18 protein-coding genes are annotated in these 16,357 nt (G+C 74.4%); 9 read left to right on the top strand and 9 right to left on the bottom strand.

All coding sequences use genetic code 11. From position 1 onward, the window contains the following. The 5 genes from ACGF5C_RS12575 to ACGF5C_RS12555 all read left to right on the top strand — a co-directional run bounded on the left by ACGF5C_RS12575 (position 1) and on the right by ACGF5C_RS12555 (position 7,649). Positions 1–1,527 carry a hypothetical protein gene (locus ACGF5C_RS12575; RefSeq protein WP_393300418.1) on the top strand — a complete coding sequence of 509 codons (1,527 nt, stop codon included), beginning with the start codon at positions 1–3 and terminating at the stop codon, positions 1,525–1,527. 92 nt (positions 1,528–1,619) lie between these two features. Continuing rightward, positions 1,620–2,228 (top strand): ATP-binding cassette domain-containing protein, encoded by a 609-nt coding sequence (locus ACGF5C_RS12570; protein WP_393300416.1) that lies wholly within the window; start codon positions 1,620–1,622, stop codon positions 2,226–2,228. Beyond that, on the top strand, positions 2,225–3,505 hold the full coding sequence (locus ACGF5C_RS12565) for an extracellular solute-binding protein (protein WP_393300413.1): 1,281 nt from the start codon (positions 2,225–2,227) through the stop codon (positions 3,503–3,505). Before ACGF5C_RS12570 ends, ACGF5C_RS12565 begins: the two co-directional genes overlap by 4 nt. Then, on the top strand, positions 3,502–5,265 hold the full coding sequence (locus ACGF5C_RS12560; RefSeq protein ID WP_393300409.1) for an ABC transporter permease subunit: 1,764 nt from the start codon (positions 3,502–3,504) through the stop codon (positions 5,263–5,265). The genes ACGF5C_RS12565 and ACGF5C_RS12560 overlap by 4 nt, the downstream gene beginning before the upstream one ends. Then, positions 5,262–7,649, top strand: a complete 2,388-nt coding sequence (locus ACGF5C_RS12555; RefSeq protein ID WP_393300406.1) for a tetratricopeptide repeat protein — start codon at positions 5,262–5,264, stop codon at positions 7,647–7,649. The genes ACGF5C_RS12560 and ACGF5C_RS12555 overlap by 4 nt, the downstream gene beginning before the upstream one ends. Before the next feature lie 46 nt (positions 7,650–7,695). On the opposite strand, the gene ACGF5C_RS12550 is transcribed toward ACGF5C_RS12555, so the two are convergent. Both ACGF5C_RS12550 and ACGF5C_RS12545 read right to left on the bottom strand, forming a co-directional pair. Continuing rightward, positions 7,696–8,247 carry a hypothetical protein gene (locus tag ACGF5C_RS12550; RefSeq protein WP_393300403.1) on the bottom strand — a complete coding sequence of 184 codons (552 nt, stop codon included), beginning with the start codon at positions 8,245–8,247 and terminating at the stop codon, positions 7,696–7,698. Between the two features lie 38 nt (positions 8,248–8,285). After that, a complete protein-coding gene (locus ACGF5C_RS12545; protein WP_393300482.1) occupies positions 8,286–9,494 on the bottom strand; it encodes an RNA-guided endonuclease InsQ/TnpB family protein in 1,209 nt (402 codons plus the stop codon). A gap of 46 nt (positions 9,495–9,540) precedes the next feature. On the opposite strand from ACGF5C_RS12545, the gene tnpA reads away from it, so the two are divergent. After that, positions 9,541–9,975 carry an IS200/IS605 family transposase gene (gene tnpA, locus ACGF5C_RS12540; RefSeq protein WP_393300400.1) on the top strand — a complete coding sequence of 145 codons (435 nt, stop codon included), beginning with the start codon at positions 9,541–9,543 and terminating at the stop codon, positions 9,973–9,975. On the opposite strand, the gene ACGF5C_RS12535 is transcribed toward tnpA, so the two are convergent. Continuing rightward, positions 9,910–10,644 carry a hypothetical protein gene (locus tag ACGF5C_RS12535; RefSeq protein WP_393300397.1) on the bottom strand — a complete coding sequence of 245 codons (735 nt, stop codon included), beginning with the start codon at positions 10,642–10,644 and terminating at the stop codon, positions 9,910–9,912. The genes tnpA and ACGF5C_RS12535 overlap by 66 nt on opposite strands. Before the next feature lie 95 nt (positions 10,645–10,739). Between ACGF5C_RS12535 and ACGF5C_RS12530 the strand changes: the two genes are divergently transcribed. Both ACGF5C_RS12530 and ACGF5C_RS12525 read left to right on the top strand, forming a co-directional pair. Beyond that, a complete protein-coding gene (locus ACGF5C_RS12530; RefSeq protein ID WP_393300394.1) occupies positions 10,740–11,102 on the top strand; it encodes an ArsR/SmtB family transcription factor in 363 nt (120 codons plus the stop codon). Further along, positions 11,099–11,584 carry an SRPBCC family protein gene (locus ACGF5C_RS12525; RefSeq protein WP_393300391.1) on the top strand — a complete coding sequence of 162 codons (486 nt, stop codon included), beginning with the start codon at positions 11,099–11,101 and terminating at the stop codon, positions 11,582–11,584. The genes ACGF5C_RS12530 and ACGF5C_RS12525 overlap by 4 nt, the downstream gene beginning before the upstream one ends. A gap of 60 nt (positions 11,585–11,644) precedes the next feature. On the opposite strand, the gene ACGF5C_RS12520 is transcribed toward ACGF5C_RS12525, so the two are convergent. Both ACGF5C_RS12520 and ACGF5C_RS12515 read right to left on the bottom strand, forming a co-directional pair. Further along, positions 11,645–12,886: a low temperature requirement protein A gene (locus ACGF5C_RS12520; RefSeq protein ID WP_393300388.1), complete on the bottom strand. Its 1,242-nt coding sequence runs from the start codon at positions 12,884–12,886 to the stop codon at positions 11,645–11,647. A 170-nt stretch (positions 12,887–13,056) separates the two neighbouring features. After that, entirely contained in the window at positions 13,057–13,494 is a 438-nt protein-coding gene (locus ACGF5C_RS12515; RefSeq protein ID WP_393300385.1) for a hypothetical protein, read from the bottom strand. Between the two features lie 151 nt (positions 13,495–13,645). On the opposite strand from ACGF5C_RS12515, the gene ACGF5C_RS12510 reads away from it, so the two are divergent. Then, positions 13,646–13,858, top strand: a complete 213-nt coding sequence (locus ACGF5C_RS12510; protein WP_393300382.1) for a hypothetical protein — start codon at positions 13,646–13,648, stop codon at positions 13,856–13,858. A 124-nt stretch (positions 13,859–13,982) separates the two neighbouring features. Here the strand turns inward: ACGF5C_RS12510 and ygiD are convergent, their stop codons facing one another. The 4 genes from ygiD to ACGF5C_RS12490 all read right to left on the bottom strand — a co-directional run bounded on the left by ygiD (position 13,983) and on the right by ACGF5C_RS12490 (position 16,348). Continuing rightward, positions 13,983–14,852 carry a 4,5-DOPA dioxygenase extradiol gene (gene ygiD / locus ACGF5C_RS12505; protein ID WP_393300380.1) on the bottom strand — a complete coding sequence of 290 codons (870 nt, stop codon included), beginning with the start codon at positions 14,850–14,852 and terminating at the stop codon, positions 13,983–13,985. Between the two features lie 143 nt (positions 14,853–14,995). Continuing rightward, the gene (locus ACGF5C_RS12500; protein WP_350708282.1) at positions 14,996–15,214 is read right to left on the bottom strand and encodes a hypothetical protein; all 219 of its coding nucleotides are present in this window, start codon (positions 15,212–15,214) and stop codon (positions 14,996–14,998) included. A 121-nt stretch (positions 15,215–15,335) separates the two neighbouring features. Beyond that, positions 15,336–15,938, bottom strand: coding sequence for an MBL fold metallo-hydrolase (locus ACGF5C_RS12495; protein WP_393300377.1), 603 nt, complete (start codon positions 15,936–15,938; stop codon positions 15,336–15,338). 32 nt (positions 15,939–15,970) lie between these two features. Next, the gene (locus tag ACGF5C_RS12490; protein ID WP_393300374.1) at positions 15,971–16,348 is read right to left on the bottom strand and encodes a hypothetical protein; all 378 of its coding nucleotides are present in this window, start codon (positions 16,346–16,348) and stop codon (positions 15,971–15,973) included. Between the last annotated feature and the right edge of the window lie 9 nt (positions 16,349–16,357).

The following is a 16,357-nucleotide window of genomic DNA, read 5'->3' as shown; positions in this document are numbered from 1 at the left end:
ATGGCACTGGTCTTCGACACGGTACGACGGTTGGAGGCGGACCAGGCCGGGTCGGATCTGACCCGTGGCTTCGCCGCCGAGGTCGCCGACCCGGCCTGGCTGCTCGGCCGGCAGTGGCAGCTCGGCGAGCACCAGGGCGAGGACGCGGCCTCCCCGGTGCGGGTCAGCTACCGGGCCCGGCTCACTCCCGTCGACCCGCTGGGCGGGCAGCCACACCTGGACCCGCGCACCACCCCCGCCGAGGCCATCGTCGAGTCCGAGCCGGGTGACTGGTGGACGCCCGGCCGGCGGATCGCGGCGGGCCGGTCGGTCGCGGCGGCGGCCGGGGCGGCCGGGACCCCCCTGCCGGCCGACCCGGCCCTGCTGCTCACGGCGCTGCCGGTGCCGTACGACGTGCTGGACGGCACCGGCGTGGACGGCCGCGAGCTGTGGCGGCGGCGTGGCGAGCTGGGCCTGCCGGTGGCGTGGTTCGCCGGGCTGCGCCCGCCGGAGCCGGAGCCGGTGGACCTGTGGGATCCGGCGGAGCTGGCCTACGACGCCGACTTCACCGCCGACGGGGTGACCCTGGCGCTGCGCCGGCACGACGGCGGCGACCTCGACTGGTACGCGGTGGACGCCGACCGCCCGCTGCCCGATCCGCCCGTGCCGGTCGACGCGGCGACCACCGTGCCCCGGCGGGTCCGCTACCCGGGCGCGCCGCTGCCCCGCTGGTGGCAGATCGAGGACGCCGCGGTGGATGTCGCCGGCTACCCGCCGGACCGCTCCCACCTGGCGACGCTGCTGCTGATCGACCTGATCGTCAACCACTCCGACGACTGGTTCGCCTTCGCGGTGCCCGGTCTGGCCGGGCACGTGGTCACCCTCGACGAGGTGGTGGTGCACGACTCGTTCGGCGAGGACTGGCCGGTGACGCCGCCCGCCGACTGGAGCCTCTTCGCCACCGACGGGCTGGACAGCCGCTCCCTGGTGGTCTGGGCCACGGCGGCCACACCGCTGGTCGGCCCGGTGCTCGACGAGGTGGTGATCGGCACCGACGAGGACGCCAACCTGGTCTGGGCGGTGGAGCAGCGGCTGCGCGGGCGCGGGGTGCTCGGCGACGAGGAGGCCCCGGCCGAGCCCCCGGCCCACCTGGACGCCTCCGGCCGGCCCGGGTTCGCGTACCGGCCGATGACGAGGGTGCCCCGGCACTGGCACCCGTACGTGGTGGAGGAGGTCGCCGGCCGGCGCCGGTACGTGCAGGGGCGCGGGGTGGACCTGTCCGGGCCCACGGCGGTGCTGCTGCCCGAGGCCGAGAGTGACCTGCTGGTCGACCCGGCCGCCGGCGGGACGCACCCCACCCACCAGTTGGAACCGGCGGCGGTGCCGGCCGACGGCGTACGGGTGGAGCGGCGGGCGATGCTGGCCCGGGCCACCGACGGCCGACCGGTGCTGTGGACCCAGCGGCGACGGCAGCTGCTGCTCACCCCGCCGTCCCTGGGGCTGCGCTTCGACGTGCTGGAGGCGGTGCCGCCGGAGGTGGTGGCATGAACCCGCGGTGACTCCACAGGGGAGGGTTGCGGGGCACCGCGGGTCGCCGGTTTGTGCCACCCTGGGGGTGACTGCCCGGGTCACCGGAGGTGATGGCCACGTTACGACTGCGCGAACTCGTCGCCGTGCCCGACGCCGCGCCGGTGACCCTCCACGTCGCCGCGGGCGCCTCGGTCGCGCTGGTGGCCGACCCGCCGGTCGGCACCGCCGTCGCCCGGGTGGTGGCCGGGCTGGCCGCGCCGGTCGCCGGTCAGGTCCTGGTCGGCGGTCGGGACGTCACCGGGATGCCGCCGCCGCGCCGCCGGATCGCCTACGTCCCGGCCGGCGGCGCGCTGCTGCCCCACCTGACCGTGCGCCGCAACATCGCCTACGGCCAGCGCCGGCGGGAGCGGGTGCGGGAGGTCGCCGACGACTGGACGGCGACGGTGGTCGACCGGCTGGAGCTGGCGCCGACCCTGGAGCTGCGGCCACACCTGCTGTCGGAGGCGCAACGGTTCCGGGTGGCGCTGGCCCGGGCGGTGGCCTGCCTGCCCGAGGTGCTGGTGATCGACCTGCCGACCGGGCCGGCCGGCGGCGGGCGGCTCACCGACCTGGTCGGGCGGCTGTCCCCGCCGGACACCTCCGGGGCGGCCGTGCTGGTGTGCACCTGCGATCCGGGCGCGCTGGCCGACGTGCCGGTCGCCGCCGAGGTGGTCGCGTGACCGCATCGGGGCGGCTGCGCCGCCGTGCCCTGCTGCGGGCTGCCGCGGCGGCGGGCGCGACCGCCGCCGCCGGCTGCTCCCGGGCGGAGCCGTCGGTCCAGGTCGCGGTGGTGTGGAGCGGCGGGGAGCTCGCCCGGTTCCGCGAGGTGGTGGCCGGCTACGACGCCGGCGTGCAGGTGATCAGCGCCGGCAACGACATCGACGCGTTCCTGCGCGCCCGCCAGCTCGCCGGCACCAGCCCCGACGTGGCGATCCTGCCCAGGTCGGGGCTGGTCGTGGAGTACGCCCGGCGCGGCTGGCTGCGCGAGCTCACCCCGGCCGCCAGCTACGCCCTCCCGCCCGGCATGGCCGACCTGCTCTCCGCCGACGGGCGGCGCTACGGCGTCTGGGTGAAGGCGGCCCACAAGTCGCTGTTCTGGTACTTCCCGTCGATGCTCCCCGAGCCGCCACGCACGTGGGACCAGCTCGTCACGCTCACCCGGCGGCTCGGCGCGCGCGCCCGGGCCGGCGACGGCCCCGCCCCGCTGGCCGTCGGCGCGGCCGACGGCTGGGTGCTCACCGACTGGTTCGAGAACGTCCTCGCCGACGTGGCTCCGCCCGGCTTCTACGAGGCGCTGGCCCACGGTGAGGCCGACTGGCGGGCCCGGCCGGTGCAGGTCGCGCTGGACCGGCTCGCCGAGCTGTGGCGCGTCGACGGCGCGTTCCCCGGCGGCGGGCGCCGCGCCCTGCTCACCCAGTACGAGGAGTCGGTGATCCAGGTGGTGTACCACCGGCGGGCCACGATGCTCTTCGAGGCCGACTTCGTCGACGACGTCGCCAGCCGGTTCCGCCGGGGCCCGGAGCGGCCGGAGACGTTCCGGTTCCCCGGCGCCCGGCTGGCCGACAAACCGCTGATCGTCGGCGGCGACGCGGCGGTGGCCTTCGCCGGCTCGGCCCGCGGCGCGGAGCTGGCGCGCTGGCTCAGCGGCGGGACGGCGTTCGAGCCGTGGCTGCGCGCCGGCGGTTACCTCTCCCCCAACGTGTCCGTGCCGCTGGCGGGCTACCGCGACGCCGTGCGCCGCCGCCTCGCCGCCGAGCTGCGCACGGCCGAGGTGGTGCGCTTCGACCTCTCCGACCGGCTGCCCGGCCCGTTCACCGGCTCCGACGGGGTGGGCATCTGGCGGATCATGCAGGACTTCTTCGCCGACGTCACCGACGGGGTCGCCGTCGGCGAGGCGGTCCGGCGGGCCACCGGTCAACTGGCCACGGGGGCCCGCTCCGCGGGGAGGGGCCGATGAGCCGGGTGCTGGGCGAGCCGGCGGTCCTCGACGACGTCGGGCCGCCCCGGCGCGGGCGGGCCTACCCTGCGGCGGGGGCCACCTCGACGCTGCTGCTGCCCGCCCTGCTGCTGCTCGGCGGGCTGGTGGCGTGGCCGGTGCTGCGTACGCTGCACGCCAGCGTCACGACCGACGGCCGGTGGGTCGGCGCGGAGCACTACCGCACCGCGCTGGCCGCGCCCGGCACCGGCGCGGTGGTGGGTCGCACGGTGCTCTGGGCGCTGGTCGTGCCGGCCGTGGTGACCGTCCTGGGCTACCTGCTCGCCGCCGCCTCCCGCCGCTCGCAGGAGGGCGGGCTGGTCCGGCTGATCCTGGTGGTGCCGACCGCGCTGCCGCTGGTGGTCACCGGGGTCACGTTCCGGCTCATGTACGACCCGGACCCGGAGCGCGGGCTGGCCACCCTGGTCGCCGCGAAGTTGACCGGCCGGTCGGCGGCGGACGCGCCACACCTGCTCGGCCCCGGCCTGGTCACGGTGGCGCTGATGTCGGCGTTCGTGTGGGCCTGGGTCGGGCTGGCCGTGCTGGTGTTCCGGGCCGCCCTCGACGCGGTGCCGTCGAGCCTCGCCGACGCGGTCCGCGCGTACGGCGGCAACCGCCGCGACGTGCTCTGGGACGCGCAGTGGCGACCGCTGCTGCTGCGTACGGTCGCGGTGGTCTTCACCCTGGTGGCGCTCGGCACCACCCGCACGTTCGACCTGATCCTGGTGCTGGCGCCCGGCTCGGTGCGCGACGAGGCGTCGGTGCTGGCGTTACGGGTCTGGCAGACCTCCAACGGCGCCACCACCGGCGAGGGCGCCGCGCTCGGCGTCGTCTGGCTGGTGGCGGTGGCCGCCGGGGTGCTGGTCGCGGCGCTGTTCGTACGGCAGGCCTGGCCTCCGCCCCGGGACCCGGCGCCCGTCGGGCCCGACCCGGCGGCGCCGGCACCACGCCGGTCGACCCGGCTGCTGGTCGCGGGCGCGGCGGTCGCCTGGCTGGTGCCGCTCGGGGTGCTGCTCGCCACCTCGCTGCACGGCGCGGTGGACGCCGCGGCCGGAGGCTGGTGGTCGAGACCACCGAGCCTCGCCTCCTACCGGGAGCTGCTCACCGGCGTCGAGCTGTGGCGCACGCTGGGCTTCACGCTGGTGCTGGCGACGGCGGTGACCGCCGCGGTGCTGGGCGTCGCGCTGCTCGCCGCGTACCCCCTCGCCTGGCTGACGGGGCCGGCCGCCCAGGGCACGGGCCTGCTGCTGATGGCCGCCAGCATCGTGCCGGTGCAGGTGATCGCGGGGCCCGTCAACGAGGTGCTCGGGGTGGCGCTGTCCTCGGGCACGGCGCGCGGCCTGGCGCTGGTGCACGTCGCGCTGGGCGTGCCGTTCGCCGTGCTGGTGCTGCGCAACGCCTTCGCCGACCTGCCCGCCGAGCAGGTGCGGGCGGCCCGGGTGGGCGGGCGGCACTGGTGGGGCACCCTGCGGCTGCTCTCCCGGCACAACCGCCCGGCCGTCGTCGCCGTCGCCGTGCTGGAGTTCGTGCAGGTGTGGAACGACCTGGTGGTGGGCCTGCTGTTCAGCGGTCCGGGCGCGGTGCCGCTGGGGCTGTTCCTCGCCGGCCAGACCCGCGGCTTCGTCGCCAACAGCGGCGCGCTCGCCGCCGGCTCGGTGATCGCCTCGATCCTGCCGGTGCTGCTGGTGGTGTTGGCCCGCCGCCAGCTCGTCGCCGGCCTGGTCGCCGGGGGCGTCCGGTGAGCGGGCAGGGGCCCGCCGGCCGCTCCCGCCGGGCGCGGCGGCTGAGCCTGCTGCTGGCGATCGGCGGCGTGGTCGGCGGGACGGTCAGCGCGGTGCTCGGCAACGTCACGGGCAACCTGCTCTCCGAGCTGTCGGTCGCCCAGCTCGGTTCCGCGAGCGCCGGGGTGATCGTGCTCGGCCTCGCCGCCGCCGTGATCGTGGAGTGGCGGCGCCAGCGGCAGCAGGCCGCGACGCAGGACGACGGCGAGCCCCCGCCCGCCGTCGGCGCGCCCACCCTGCCCTGGCCGGCGGGGTTCACCGGGCGGGCCGGGCACGTCGACGCGATCATCGACCTGCTGACGAAGGAGCACGCGGTCGCGGTGGTCGGCCGGCGGGCCGTGGGCACCTCGTCCTGCGCGATCCAGGCCGCCAACCTGTGCCGGGAGGACTTCCCCGACGGCCAGTACTACCTGGACCTGCGGCGGGGCGGCCGGCCGCACGGCCCGCGCCAGGTGCTCACCGCGCTGGCCCGGATCCTGGGCACCCGGCCGCCGGCGTCGGGCCACGCCGACGACCTCGCCGACGCCGCCGACGAGCTGAGCGGGCAGCTCGACGGCCGACAGATCCTGGTCGTGCTGGACAACGTGGACGACCCCGGCCAGGTCCGGCCGCTGCTGCCGCCGACCGCGCGGGCCTGCCGACTGCTGCTGGTCGGCACGCCCGCGCTCGACGCCCTGGAGGGGGTGGTGGCGCACGGCCTCGCCGAGCCGGACGCCGACGACGCGGTCGAGCTCTTCGCCGCCGCGGGCGCCGCCGCGCCCGTCGCCCGGCCGCACCGCCCGGATCCGCGCACCGACCCGGCGGTACGCGCCCTCGTCGAGCTGTGCGGCCGGCAGCCCCGCACGGTGGCGGAGCTGGGTCGGCGTACGGCACAGCACGGCTGGCGGCACGCCGACGTGCTCGACGCGCTGCGCCGCGCCGTCGACACGCCCCCGCACCAGCACGTCGCCGCGTCCCCGGCGACCCTGCTGGTGACCGGGCGGGACACCGCGTACCACGCGCTGGGCGGCGAGGCGCGGCGGTTGTGGCGGCTGATGTCGCTCAGCCCGGTGCCGCTGGACCGGCCGACGATCGCGGCGCTCGCCGGCCGCCGCCCGGACCGGGTGGCCGCGCTGCTGCACGAGCTGGCCACCGGCGGGTTCGTGACCGGCGCGCCCGGCGACCGCTACGAGGTGCGCCCGCTGCTGGGCCCGTACGCCCGGATGCACCTGCGCCACGCGGAGCCGGCGCGGCGGCGGGTGGCCGCGCAGGCCCGGCTCACCCGGCACCTGGCCCGCCGCGCCGAGCGGCACGCCGCGAGCCTCGCGGTGGCCGGCTCGCCGCCGGACCGGGAGCCGACGCTGGCCCTGGACGACGACCCGTACGGCTGGTTCGACCTGCACCAGGAGCTGCTGCTGGCGGTGGTGAAGGTGCCGGCGGGCGCGGCGGAGACGCTGCCGCGGCGGGTGCGTCGCTGGTGGTTCCGGCTGGCGGTGGCGCTGTGCGGATGGCTCGCCCACGCGGAGCGGCTCGGCGAGTGGGAGGAGGTGTGCCGCACGGTGCTGGCCACGCCCACCGCCGACGACCGGCCGGAGATCGCCGGCTGGGCGCACAACGAGCTGGGGGTGCTGCGCCGCCGCCGGGGCGACCCGCAGGGGGCGGCGACGGCGCTCAGCCTGGCGGTGGCGGAGCGGGGCCGGCGCGGCACCGCGCAGGCGCGGATGAACCTCGGCCTGGTGCTGCTGGACCTGGGGCAGCTCGACGACGCCGTGGAGCACCTGGAGCTGTCCCGGCGGCACCGCTCCGGCGCGGACCGGGCCGGGCACGCGCTGACCGACCTCGGGATGGGTGCCGCCCGGCTGGCGCGGGGCGAGTTGGAGACCGCGCACCACCACCTGGTGCGGGCGGCGAACGCCTTCCGCGCGCTCGGCGACGCCCGGGGCTACGCGGCGGCGCTGACCAACCTGGTGCTCGTGCACGCCGGGCTCGGCGAGCACCTCGACGCGGCGCAGTCGTGGCGGGCGGCGCTGCGCGAGTACGAGTCCGTGGCCGACCCGACCAACCGGGCCGCCGCGCTGCTCAACGCGGGAGCGGCGCTGCTGGCCTCCGCCCCCGGTCAGGCACGGCAGGCGTACGAGCTGCTGGCGGAGAGCCGGCGGCTGCGCGACGGGCAGCCGACGGCGGGGCTGGGGCGGACGTTGCTGCACCTGGGCGACGCGGCGGCGGCCCTCGGCGACGCCGCCGAGGCGCGGCGGCACTGGGTGGACGCCGCCACGGTGTGCGAGGAGGCGCGGGACGCCGACGGTCAGGCCGCGGCGGACGCGCGCCTGGTGGGCAGCGACGCGCCCGCCGACGAGCCGGCCTGAGCGGGAGCCCGGTGCGAGGCTCCCGCTCAGGCGTGTGAGGGGCGGCTCAGCCGTCCAGCCGGCGGACCATGTTCATGATGGTCTCCACCTGGGCGCCGCCCTTGATCGGGTAGTTGGTCGCGCCGAGGTAGCCCCACCAGTCCCAGCACCCGTTCGGGTTGGTGCCGGCGGTGGCCCGCGCCTGCGGGTAGAGCACGATCAGGTTGTTGGTGTCGGCGTACTGGTTGAGGTTCGCCCGGTCGACGAAGGCGGTGCCGACCGCACCGTAGCCCTGGAGGCAGCCGTGCAGGGCGACCAGCAGCCGGCACGACTGCCCGGCGGCGCAGGACGCCGGGACGTAGGCGAACCCGTTGGCGTCCATGCTCAGGCCGTTGGCCCAGCCGTTGACCGCGTGGGTGTTCTGGCTGAACCGGATGAGCGTGCCGCCGAGCGGGCCCGTGTTCGGCGCCTGCACGCTGCCGAGCAGCTTGCGCAGCAGAGCGTTCTGCGGGTCGGTGCCGCAGTCGTTCAGGAAGGGCGAGGCGGTGGCGGTGCACCCCAGCGTCCCGTACGGGGTGACCCAGGCGTGGCCGGCCGACGAGCCGCTGTCGTACTGCACGTCGGCGCCGAAGTGCTGGTATTGACATCCTCTCCGCCCTAAAGAGCGGAGATTCCCTCCACGCTGCGCGTATGCCGCGTGGCGTCTGGGTGGGTTCCCGTTTCTCTGCGCGCCGCCGGCACGGATGTCAGTCTTACGTGCGCTCCACGGGCGTTGAGGTCCGCCTGTCCAGCGGCCCTGACGTTGATGGCGGCATTGACGTCCCGGTCGTGGTGGCTGCCACAGGGGCAGTCCCACGATCGGACGTTGAGCGCCATCTTGTTGTTGATGCGTCCACAGTCGGAGCACATGCGGGTGGAGGGGAAGAACCGGTCTACCCGGGCGAAGGTTCGTCCGTACCGGGCTGCCTTGTACTCCAACATCGCGATGAAACTGGCCCAGCCCGCATCGTGCACGGACTTCGCCAGCCGGGTCCGGCCGAGACCGACCACGCACAGGTCCTCGACGTATACCGCTTGGTTCTCGCGGGTGATCGTCGTGGACAGCTTGTGCTGCCAGTCCCGCCGGGTGTCGGCCACCCGCGCATGAGCGCGAGCGACCTTGACGACGGCCTTCTTTCGGTTGGCCGAGCCCTTCTGCTTGCGGAAGAGGTCTTGCTGCAACCGCTTGAGCTTGCGGGCCGCGCGGCGCAGGAACTTCGGCGCGGCCACCTTCGTGCCGTCGGAGAGGACCGCGAAGTGCGTCAGCCCCAGGTCGATGCCGACCTCGGAGTCCGTCTCCGGCAGCGGCTCGTCCGCGGTCGTGGTCACGACGAACGACGCGAAGTACCGCCCGGCCGCGTCCCGGATGATCGTGACCGAGGACGGTTCTGACGGCAGGGGCCGTGACCAGCGCACCTCCACGTCCCCGATCTTCGGCAGCCGCAGCCGACGGTTGTCCAGAATCTTGTACCGGGCGTTGGCCGTAAACCGGATGGCCTGCCGATTGTCCTTGCGCGACCGAAACCGCGGTGGTGCCACCTTGCGGCCCTTGCGCTTGCCCGAGATCGAGGCGAAGAAGTTGCGGTACGCGGTGTTGAGGTCCGCGAGTGCCTGTTGCAGCACCACCGCCGAGACCTCGCCCAGCCAGGCGCGGGCCTCGGTCTTCTTCGCCTGCGTTATGACCTGCTGGGACAGTTCCCCGTCCGAGACGTACGGCAAGCCCTGCTCGCGGGCTTCCTGCCGTACGCGCAGCCCGTCGTTGAACACCACGCGAGCGCACCCGAACGCCTTCGCCAGCTCGATCTGCTGGCCGGGCGTCGGGTACACGCGGTAGTTGTACCGGAGCTGCACGACGCCACCGTACCATTGGTTTATGGCTCAGCTCGAAGGCATTCGCACTGGCAGACACTGTGTTTTCGCGATGCATGTTCACTTGGTTTTCGTAACGAAGTTCCGGCACAAGGTGTTCGGCGACCGGCACCTGTCCCGGATGGAACAGATCATGCGGGACGTGTGCACGGACTTCGAGGCCGAGCTGGTCGAGTTCAACGGCGAGAACAACCACGTGCACCTACTGGTCAACTACCCGCCCAAGATCGCTGTTACCCGCCTGGTCAACTCCCTCAAAGGAGTGTCATCCCGCCGCCTGCGGCAGGAATTCCCCGACCTCGCACACCACTACTACCGAGCCAACAAGCTGTGGTCGGGCTCGTACTTCGCAGGCTCCGTTGGCGGCGCACCGCTAAGCCTCGCCAAGCAGTACATCGATCAGCAGAACCGTCCCGGTAAGGCACTGCTCGGGCCTTGACGGCCCTCTCAGCGCGGGCCTTGCACCCCCGCCATGAAGGGCGGAGCACTGGCCCGCATTCCGGTAGCGGACCAGGTCGTCGGTGACGGACTTCTTCACGACGGTGTCGTTGTTGCCGTGGAAGACGTACACCGGGTCGCCGGAGAGGTTGCCGACCGGGTCGATCCAGCCGTAGCCGGCCCACGTCCGGGTGTAGGCCTGCAGGGCGGTGACGTTGGTCGGGTACAGGTTGTCGCCGCAGCCGTTGAGCGCCTGGACGACGTTGTTCTGCGCGCAGTGGTACGGCCCGGCGGCGAAGACCGCCGCGCCCCGGATCCGCGACGAGTAGGCGACGTGGAACTGGGTGGCCATGTAGCCGCCGGAGGAGACGCCGGCGACGTACACGCCGGAGACGTTGTAGGCGCGCAGCGACCCGGAGACGGGCGTCTTGGTGTACGGGGTGGCGGCCTGGGCGGGGGCCGCCGCGGTGAGGACGAGCAGCAGCGCGGTGACGAGGGCGGTGGCGGCCTTGAGCGGTGTGGGCATGGCGCTCTCCTGTCCGGGAGCGGTGGCGGTGGTGTCGGCGTACGCAGACGCTAGCGTGACACCGAGCACATCGGACATGAGCGGCGCCGACACCTCGGGCGGCGCCGGGGTGTCGGCCATCCACAGCTCGCGCCGAAGGCCCATCCGCACGCGACCTCGATCCAGTGTCAGCGGAGACGGACCCGAACAATTTCACTTAGGTGTTGACCTAAGCTTCCTACAGCATCATGCTTAGGTACATGCCTAAGCGATCTGGCGACCGGGATGAGGAGGTCGGCGTCGCCCTGGATGACGTGTTCCACGCGCTGTCGGACCCCACCCGCCGCCAGATCGTGGAGCGCCTCGGCCGGGGCCCGGCGACGACGAGCGACCTGGCTCGTCCGTTCGACATGGCACTGCCGTCGTTCACCCAGCACCTGCGCGTCCTCGAGCACGCCGGCCTGGTGACGTCGGAGAAGAAGGGGCGGGTGCGGACCTACCGCCTCGCGCCGGAGCCGCTCGACCGGGTCGACGCCTGGCTCGCCGGGCAGCGCGCAGTGTGGACCCGGCGCCTCGATCAACTGGACGCACTTCTCTACGACCTGAAGGAGCAGCAGAAATGACCGCGTACACCGTGGACCCGAAGCTCGACCTCGTCCTGGAGCGCACCGTCGACGTCGCGCCCGAGCTGGTCTGGAAGGCCTGGACCACTCCCGAGCTGATCGTGCAGTGGTTTGCCCCGAAGCCCTGGTCGACCTCGTCCTGTGAGATCGACGTGCGGCCGGGCGGCAAGTTCAACACGGTGATGCGCTCGCCGGAGGGCGAGGAGTACCCGAGCACCGGGTGCATCCTGGTGGCCGAGGAGAACTCGACGCTCGTCTTCACCTCCGCCCTCGGCCCCGGCTTCCGTCCGCAGCCCACCGGGGAGAACGACTTCCCGTTCACCGCGGTCGTGCGGCTCGAGCGCGCCGGCGACGGCACGAAGTACACCGCCACGGCGATCCACGCCGACGCCGCGGCGAAGAAGACGCACGAGGAGATGGGCTTCATCGAGGGTTGGGGCGCGGCGCTGGACCAGTTGGTCGAGGTCGCGAAGTCCCTCTGACGGACGCGGCGTCGGGCGACGGGCCACCGATGCGGCCCGTCGCCCGCGCTCCCGCACCGATCAGGTGGGCGGCTCACCGTTCGGGCACTCGTCCTCCTCCGACAGCGCCTCGCGGAGCCGCCGCCGCTCGGGGCGGGACAGGAAGAACTCGATCACCGCCGTGACGACGCAGATCACGCTCAGCCACGCCAGCGCCGCGAGTGCCGACCGTCGGGCGATGACCGGGATCAGCGCCACCAGCAGGATCGCCGCGAAGACCCGCGGCCACACGAGGGCGCGGGCGGCGCGGCTGAGCCGCCACTGGAACGCGGCGTGCGCGAGCATGAACAGCGCCACCCCGCCGTACATGGCGTACCGGCCCAGGCTGTCGAGCGGGTCACCCCGCCGGTAGGCGTGGGCGTCGCCGACCAGCGACGGCACGTGCTTCAGCCCGAGCGCGAGCAGGATGATCCCGGCGATCATCGGCAGGTGCAGGTACGTGTAGCCGTCTCTGGCGAGGGTCACCCGGCGGGCCTGGTCCGCGCCCCGCAGCGCGCGTTCGCCGATGAGTGCGGACAGGTCGAAGTAGATCCATTCGAGGGCGCCGGCGACCACCACGGCGAGCGCGGAGGCGATGATCAGACCCGGTGAGCCGGGTTCATCGCCTCCGGCGATGCCGACCGACACCAGGACCTCGCCGAGCGCCACGATCATGATCAGGTTGTGCCGCTCGGCCCAGTGCCGGGCGGAGAAGATCTGGCGCTCGGGGACCCGGAGCACCTGCCCGGCCCCGTAGTCGACGATGATCGCCAGTAGCCAGAGGACGACCTGCCCGGCCCTTGCCTGGTCCGCGCCGAGGGCCGACCGGGGAAGCAGCGCCGCGATCAGCAGCAGGGCGACCGCGACGACCATCGGCACGGTGAGCGCGGCGAGGTCGACGCGGCGCAGGCCGGGGGTCGCGTAGATCCGCAGCGCCAGGTAGAGCACCCGCACGGCGGCGAAGCAGGCCACGAACGCCAGCGACGTGTCCGTGCCGCCCGGAACGTCGGTGAAGGCCTCGCTGATCGTCACCGTCAGCACGAACATGATCGGTGTGACGGAGAGGATCACCAGCCGGGACATGCCGTAGCTCGCCTGGGCCCGGTTGCCAAGCCAGGCGAACAGCGACCAGGACCACCACAGGATGGTGAGAACGAGCAGGCCGTGCAGCACGCCGAGCTCGCCCGCCTCCGCCGTCATCAGGGTGGTCACCTGGATGAACGCGAAGACGAACACCACGTCGAGGAAGAGCTCCTCCGTGGCGACCCGGGACTGCTCGGTCACCGAGCGGAGACGCCGCGCTCCCGTCACTCGTCGGGCGGACACGGCGACGTCATGACCCGCGTGGGCCGGAAACGGCGTCGAGGCCGGCTGAGGAACGCACGCCTACTCCTTCTCACGCATGGCGGTGGCAGGGACGTGTCCCCGTACGGGCACCGGACAAACCCCCCGGGTCAGGCCCACGGCGGCGCGGGTCCGCACACGGCGGGTCGTCTCCGGTCGACGGGCGACCGCACTGCCGGGCGCGTCCGCTCGCTGCCGGTGTCGGTCAGTTCCGGCCGGCTCCCAGGGCCGCGGCGATCATCCCGACGCCCTCCTCGATGGCCGAGGCCGTGTTGGCCGCGTAGCCGAGGACCAGGCCCGGCGGGTGGGGGACGCTGGCAGTGCCACGACAGCGGCTGTACCTTCACCCCACGCTCCAACGCGGCCGACGCCACCTCCGTGTCGGCCACCGCGCCGGGCAGCGTGACCGTCAGGTGCAGCCCGGCCGCCACCCCGTGCACCGTCGCGCCCGGCAGGTGCCGGGCGACGGCGGCCACCATCGCGTCGCGCCGCCGGACGTGCCGTCGACGCAGCAGCCGCAGCTGCCGCTCCAGCGCACCCGATGTCATCGGCCAGCACCAGTTGGGGCAGCACCGCGTTGCCCAGGTCGGCGTTGCGCTTGGCGTCGACCGCCGCGTCCCGGTGGCGTGACGGCACCAGCAGCCAGCCGATCCGCAGGGCGGGCGCGGGCAGCTTCGACACGCTGCCGGCGTAGCCGACGTGGTCGGGCAGCACGGCGCGCAGGGCGGGCACCGGCGGCCGGTCGTAGCGGTGCTCGGCGTCGTAGTCGTCCTCGACGACCAGGCCGCCGGCCCGGGCCCACGCCGCGAGCTGGCGGCGGCGGTCGCCGCCGAGCACCACGCCGGTCGGGAACTGGTGGGCCGGGGTGAGCAGCACGCGACGGCCGGGCGGTGCTGGCCCGGCCGGCGGTGACCCGCTGGCTGCGCCGGGGCTTCGCCGGCTCGTTCGTGGCGCTCGGCCTGCTGCTGGCCCGCGCCGAGTCTTGAGGAAGGACCCGACCGGCTCGCCGGCGGCTTCGAGTGCTGAGGCCGGGTGGTCAGATGTTCGAGGAGTCGGGGGGTACGTCGGCCGGGAGCAGCGGCGCGCCGGCCGCCGAGCCCGGCCCCTGGCAGGTCAGCCCGACGGTGTACGCGGTCATCGACAGCGATCCGTACGCGTACCCGTCCACCAGCACCTCCGAGCCGTTGCCGGCGGCCCCGGCCAGGCCGGCCAGGTAGAGCAGCGGAATGAAGTGGTCCGGCGTCGGCACGGCCAGGCCGAAGTCGCGGTGGGCGTCGAGCGCGGGCGCCTCGGTCGGCTCGCCGAGCATGACCTCCCTCGCCGCCTCGTCGAACCGGTGCGCCCAGTCGAAGCCCTCGTCGACCATGCGCGGATCCACCCCGCCGAGGTTGTGCACCACGTTGCCGCTGGCCACGACGAGCACGCCGCGCTCGCGCAGCGGCGCCAACCTCGCACCCAGGTCCAGGTGGTAGTCCAGATCCTTGAACGCGTTGATGCTCAACTGGACGACGGGGATGTCGGCGTCGGGAAAGGCGTGGGTGAGCACCGACCAGGTGCCGTGGTCGATACCCCAGGAGTCGACGTCCGCGCCGACCCACGTGGGGTGGACGACGTCGCTGATCTCCTCGGCCAGCCCCGGCAGGCCCGGCGCCGGGTAGCGGACGTCGAACAGCTCCTGCGGGAAGCCGTAGAAGTCGTGGATCGTCTTCGGTCGGGGCATCGCCGTGACGGCGGTGGCGCCGATGTACCAGTGGGCCGACACCACCAGGATCGCGCGGGGTCGCGGCACCGACCGGCCGAAGGCGCGCCACGCGGACGTGTACCGGTTCAGCTCCAGGGCGTTCATCGGGCTGCCGTGCCCGAAGAACGCCGCCGGCATCACCGTGGGGACCGTCTGGCTGCTCATGCTGCTCCCCCGACCTCGACGACGACCCGAGCGTAACCAGCCGCCGGCGGGAGTGGGCGGGTCAACGCCCACTCATGACCCGGCGGCGTCACCACGGGCCGCCCCTCGTCGACGTCGACCTCGGCCCCGGTACGCCGGCACCGTCAGGCGGACACCTCACGCCAGGCGGGATGGTTGCCCCGCCAGGCGCCGGCGAGGATGACCGCCGATGCCCGGCCCGGGCATTCCTGCACCCGGGACCGGCCGGAGGCGCCGCCGATCTGCACCTGCACGTCCCAGCGCTGCCCGTCCGTGCGGATGTACACGTCGCGGCGCCCGCGCTGGGACGTGTCGCCGTTCCACCAGTGCTCTTCGATCCTCACCTGGCGACCGTATAGCAGTCGGCCGGTGGACCGCACGGGGGCACCGGAGCGATTCGGCCGACCACCGGCCAGGGCGCCCGCTCCCGGGTCGAGGACGGCGGGCAGGCGAGAGGACGGCCGCTCATGCGGACTCCCCTGGTGCCAGGTGGCGGTAGCCGGGCACGGTCTCGGCGAACCAGCCGTTCACGCTGGCCAGCCCCCGGTCGTTGAGCTGGGCGTCGTGGATCGGGAACACCCGCTCCGCCCCGGCGGCCCGGGCGAATTCGATCGCCTCGGTCAGCTTCAGCCAGGACGCCTGCGCCGGGACGAGCAGGGTCCGGACGGGCCGGTCCGGCGGGTGCAGCGAGTCGCCCGGGTGGTAGACGTCGTCGCCGACGAGGTAGCCCAGGTTGGCGCAGTCGGGCTGGCCGCCGTGGATGGTGGCGTGCCGGCCGCCGAGCGCGGTCACGGTGAGGCCAGCCGCGGTGAACCGCTGCCCGGCGCCCACCCGGGTCACGGGCAGCGGGACCGGGCCGGGCAGCGCCGCGCCCTCCGGCGCGAAGACCGGCACGCCGAGGCCGGCCAGCCGGAGCACGTCGACGTGGTCGGTGTGCTCGTGGGTGACCAGCACGGCGTCCGCGCCGGCCAGGGCGCGCGGCTCGCTCCACGTGCCCGGGTCAATGACCAGCACGCCGCCGTCGTGCTCCAGCCGGACGCAGGCGTGGGTGAACTTGGTGATCCGCATTCGCCCGACCGTACGCCGCCGGCCCGCGACCGTCAGCCCTCCCGGCCCTCCCCCACGATCCGGTCGAACTCGGCGGGGCCGATCTCGCCCTCGCGCAGCCGGCGGGCGTTCGCGGCGAACCGGCCGATTGCCCGGCCCTTCGCGGCCGTGGCCTGGTCCGGCACGCCGTCCGGGTCGAGGCCGGCGCACTCGTCGGCCACCTGCCGGGGGTCGTCGGCATCCGGGGACTCGCCGTGCAGCCGCCGCAGCGCCGCGCGCAGGTGCGCGTCGGCGGCCTCGCTCGTCCCCCAGGCCCGGGCCAGCTCGACCGTGCGCCCCAGGGTGTCCTCGCCGGCCTTCTCCTCGCGCAGGGTGGCCCGCATCATCCGGAGAAACCGTACGGTGGTGGCGTCCGCGTCGTCCATGATCATGCCGGCAGG

This window comes from Micromonospora sp. NPDC047620 (assembly GCF_043205005.1).
Lineage (GTDB): Bacteria > Actinomycetota > Actinomycetes > Mycobacteriales > Micromonosporaceae > Micromonospora.
This window is presented reverse-complemented; position numbering and strand designations above follow the sequence as displayed.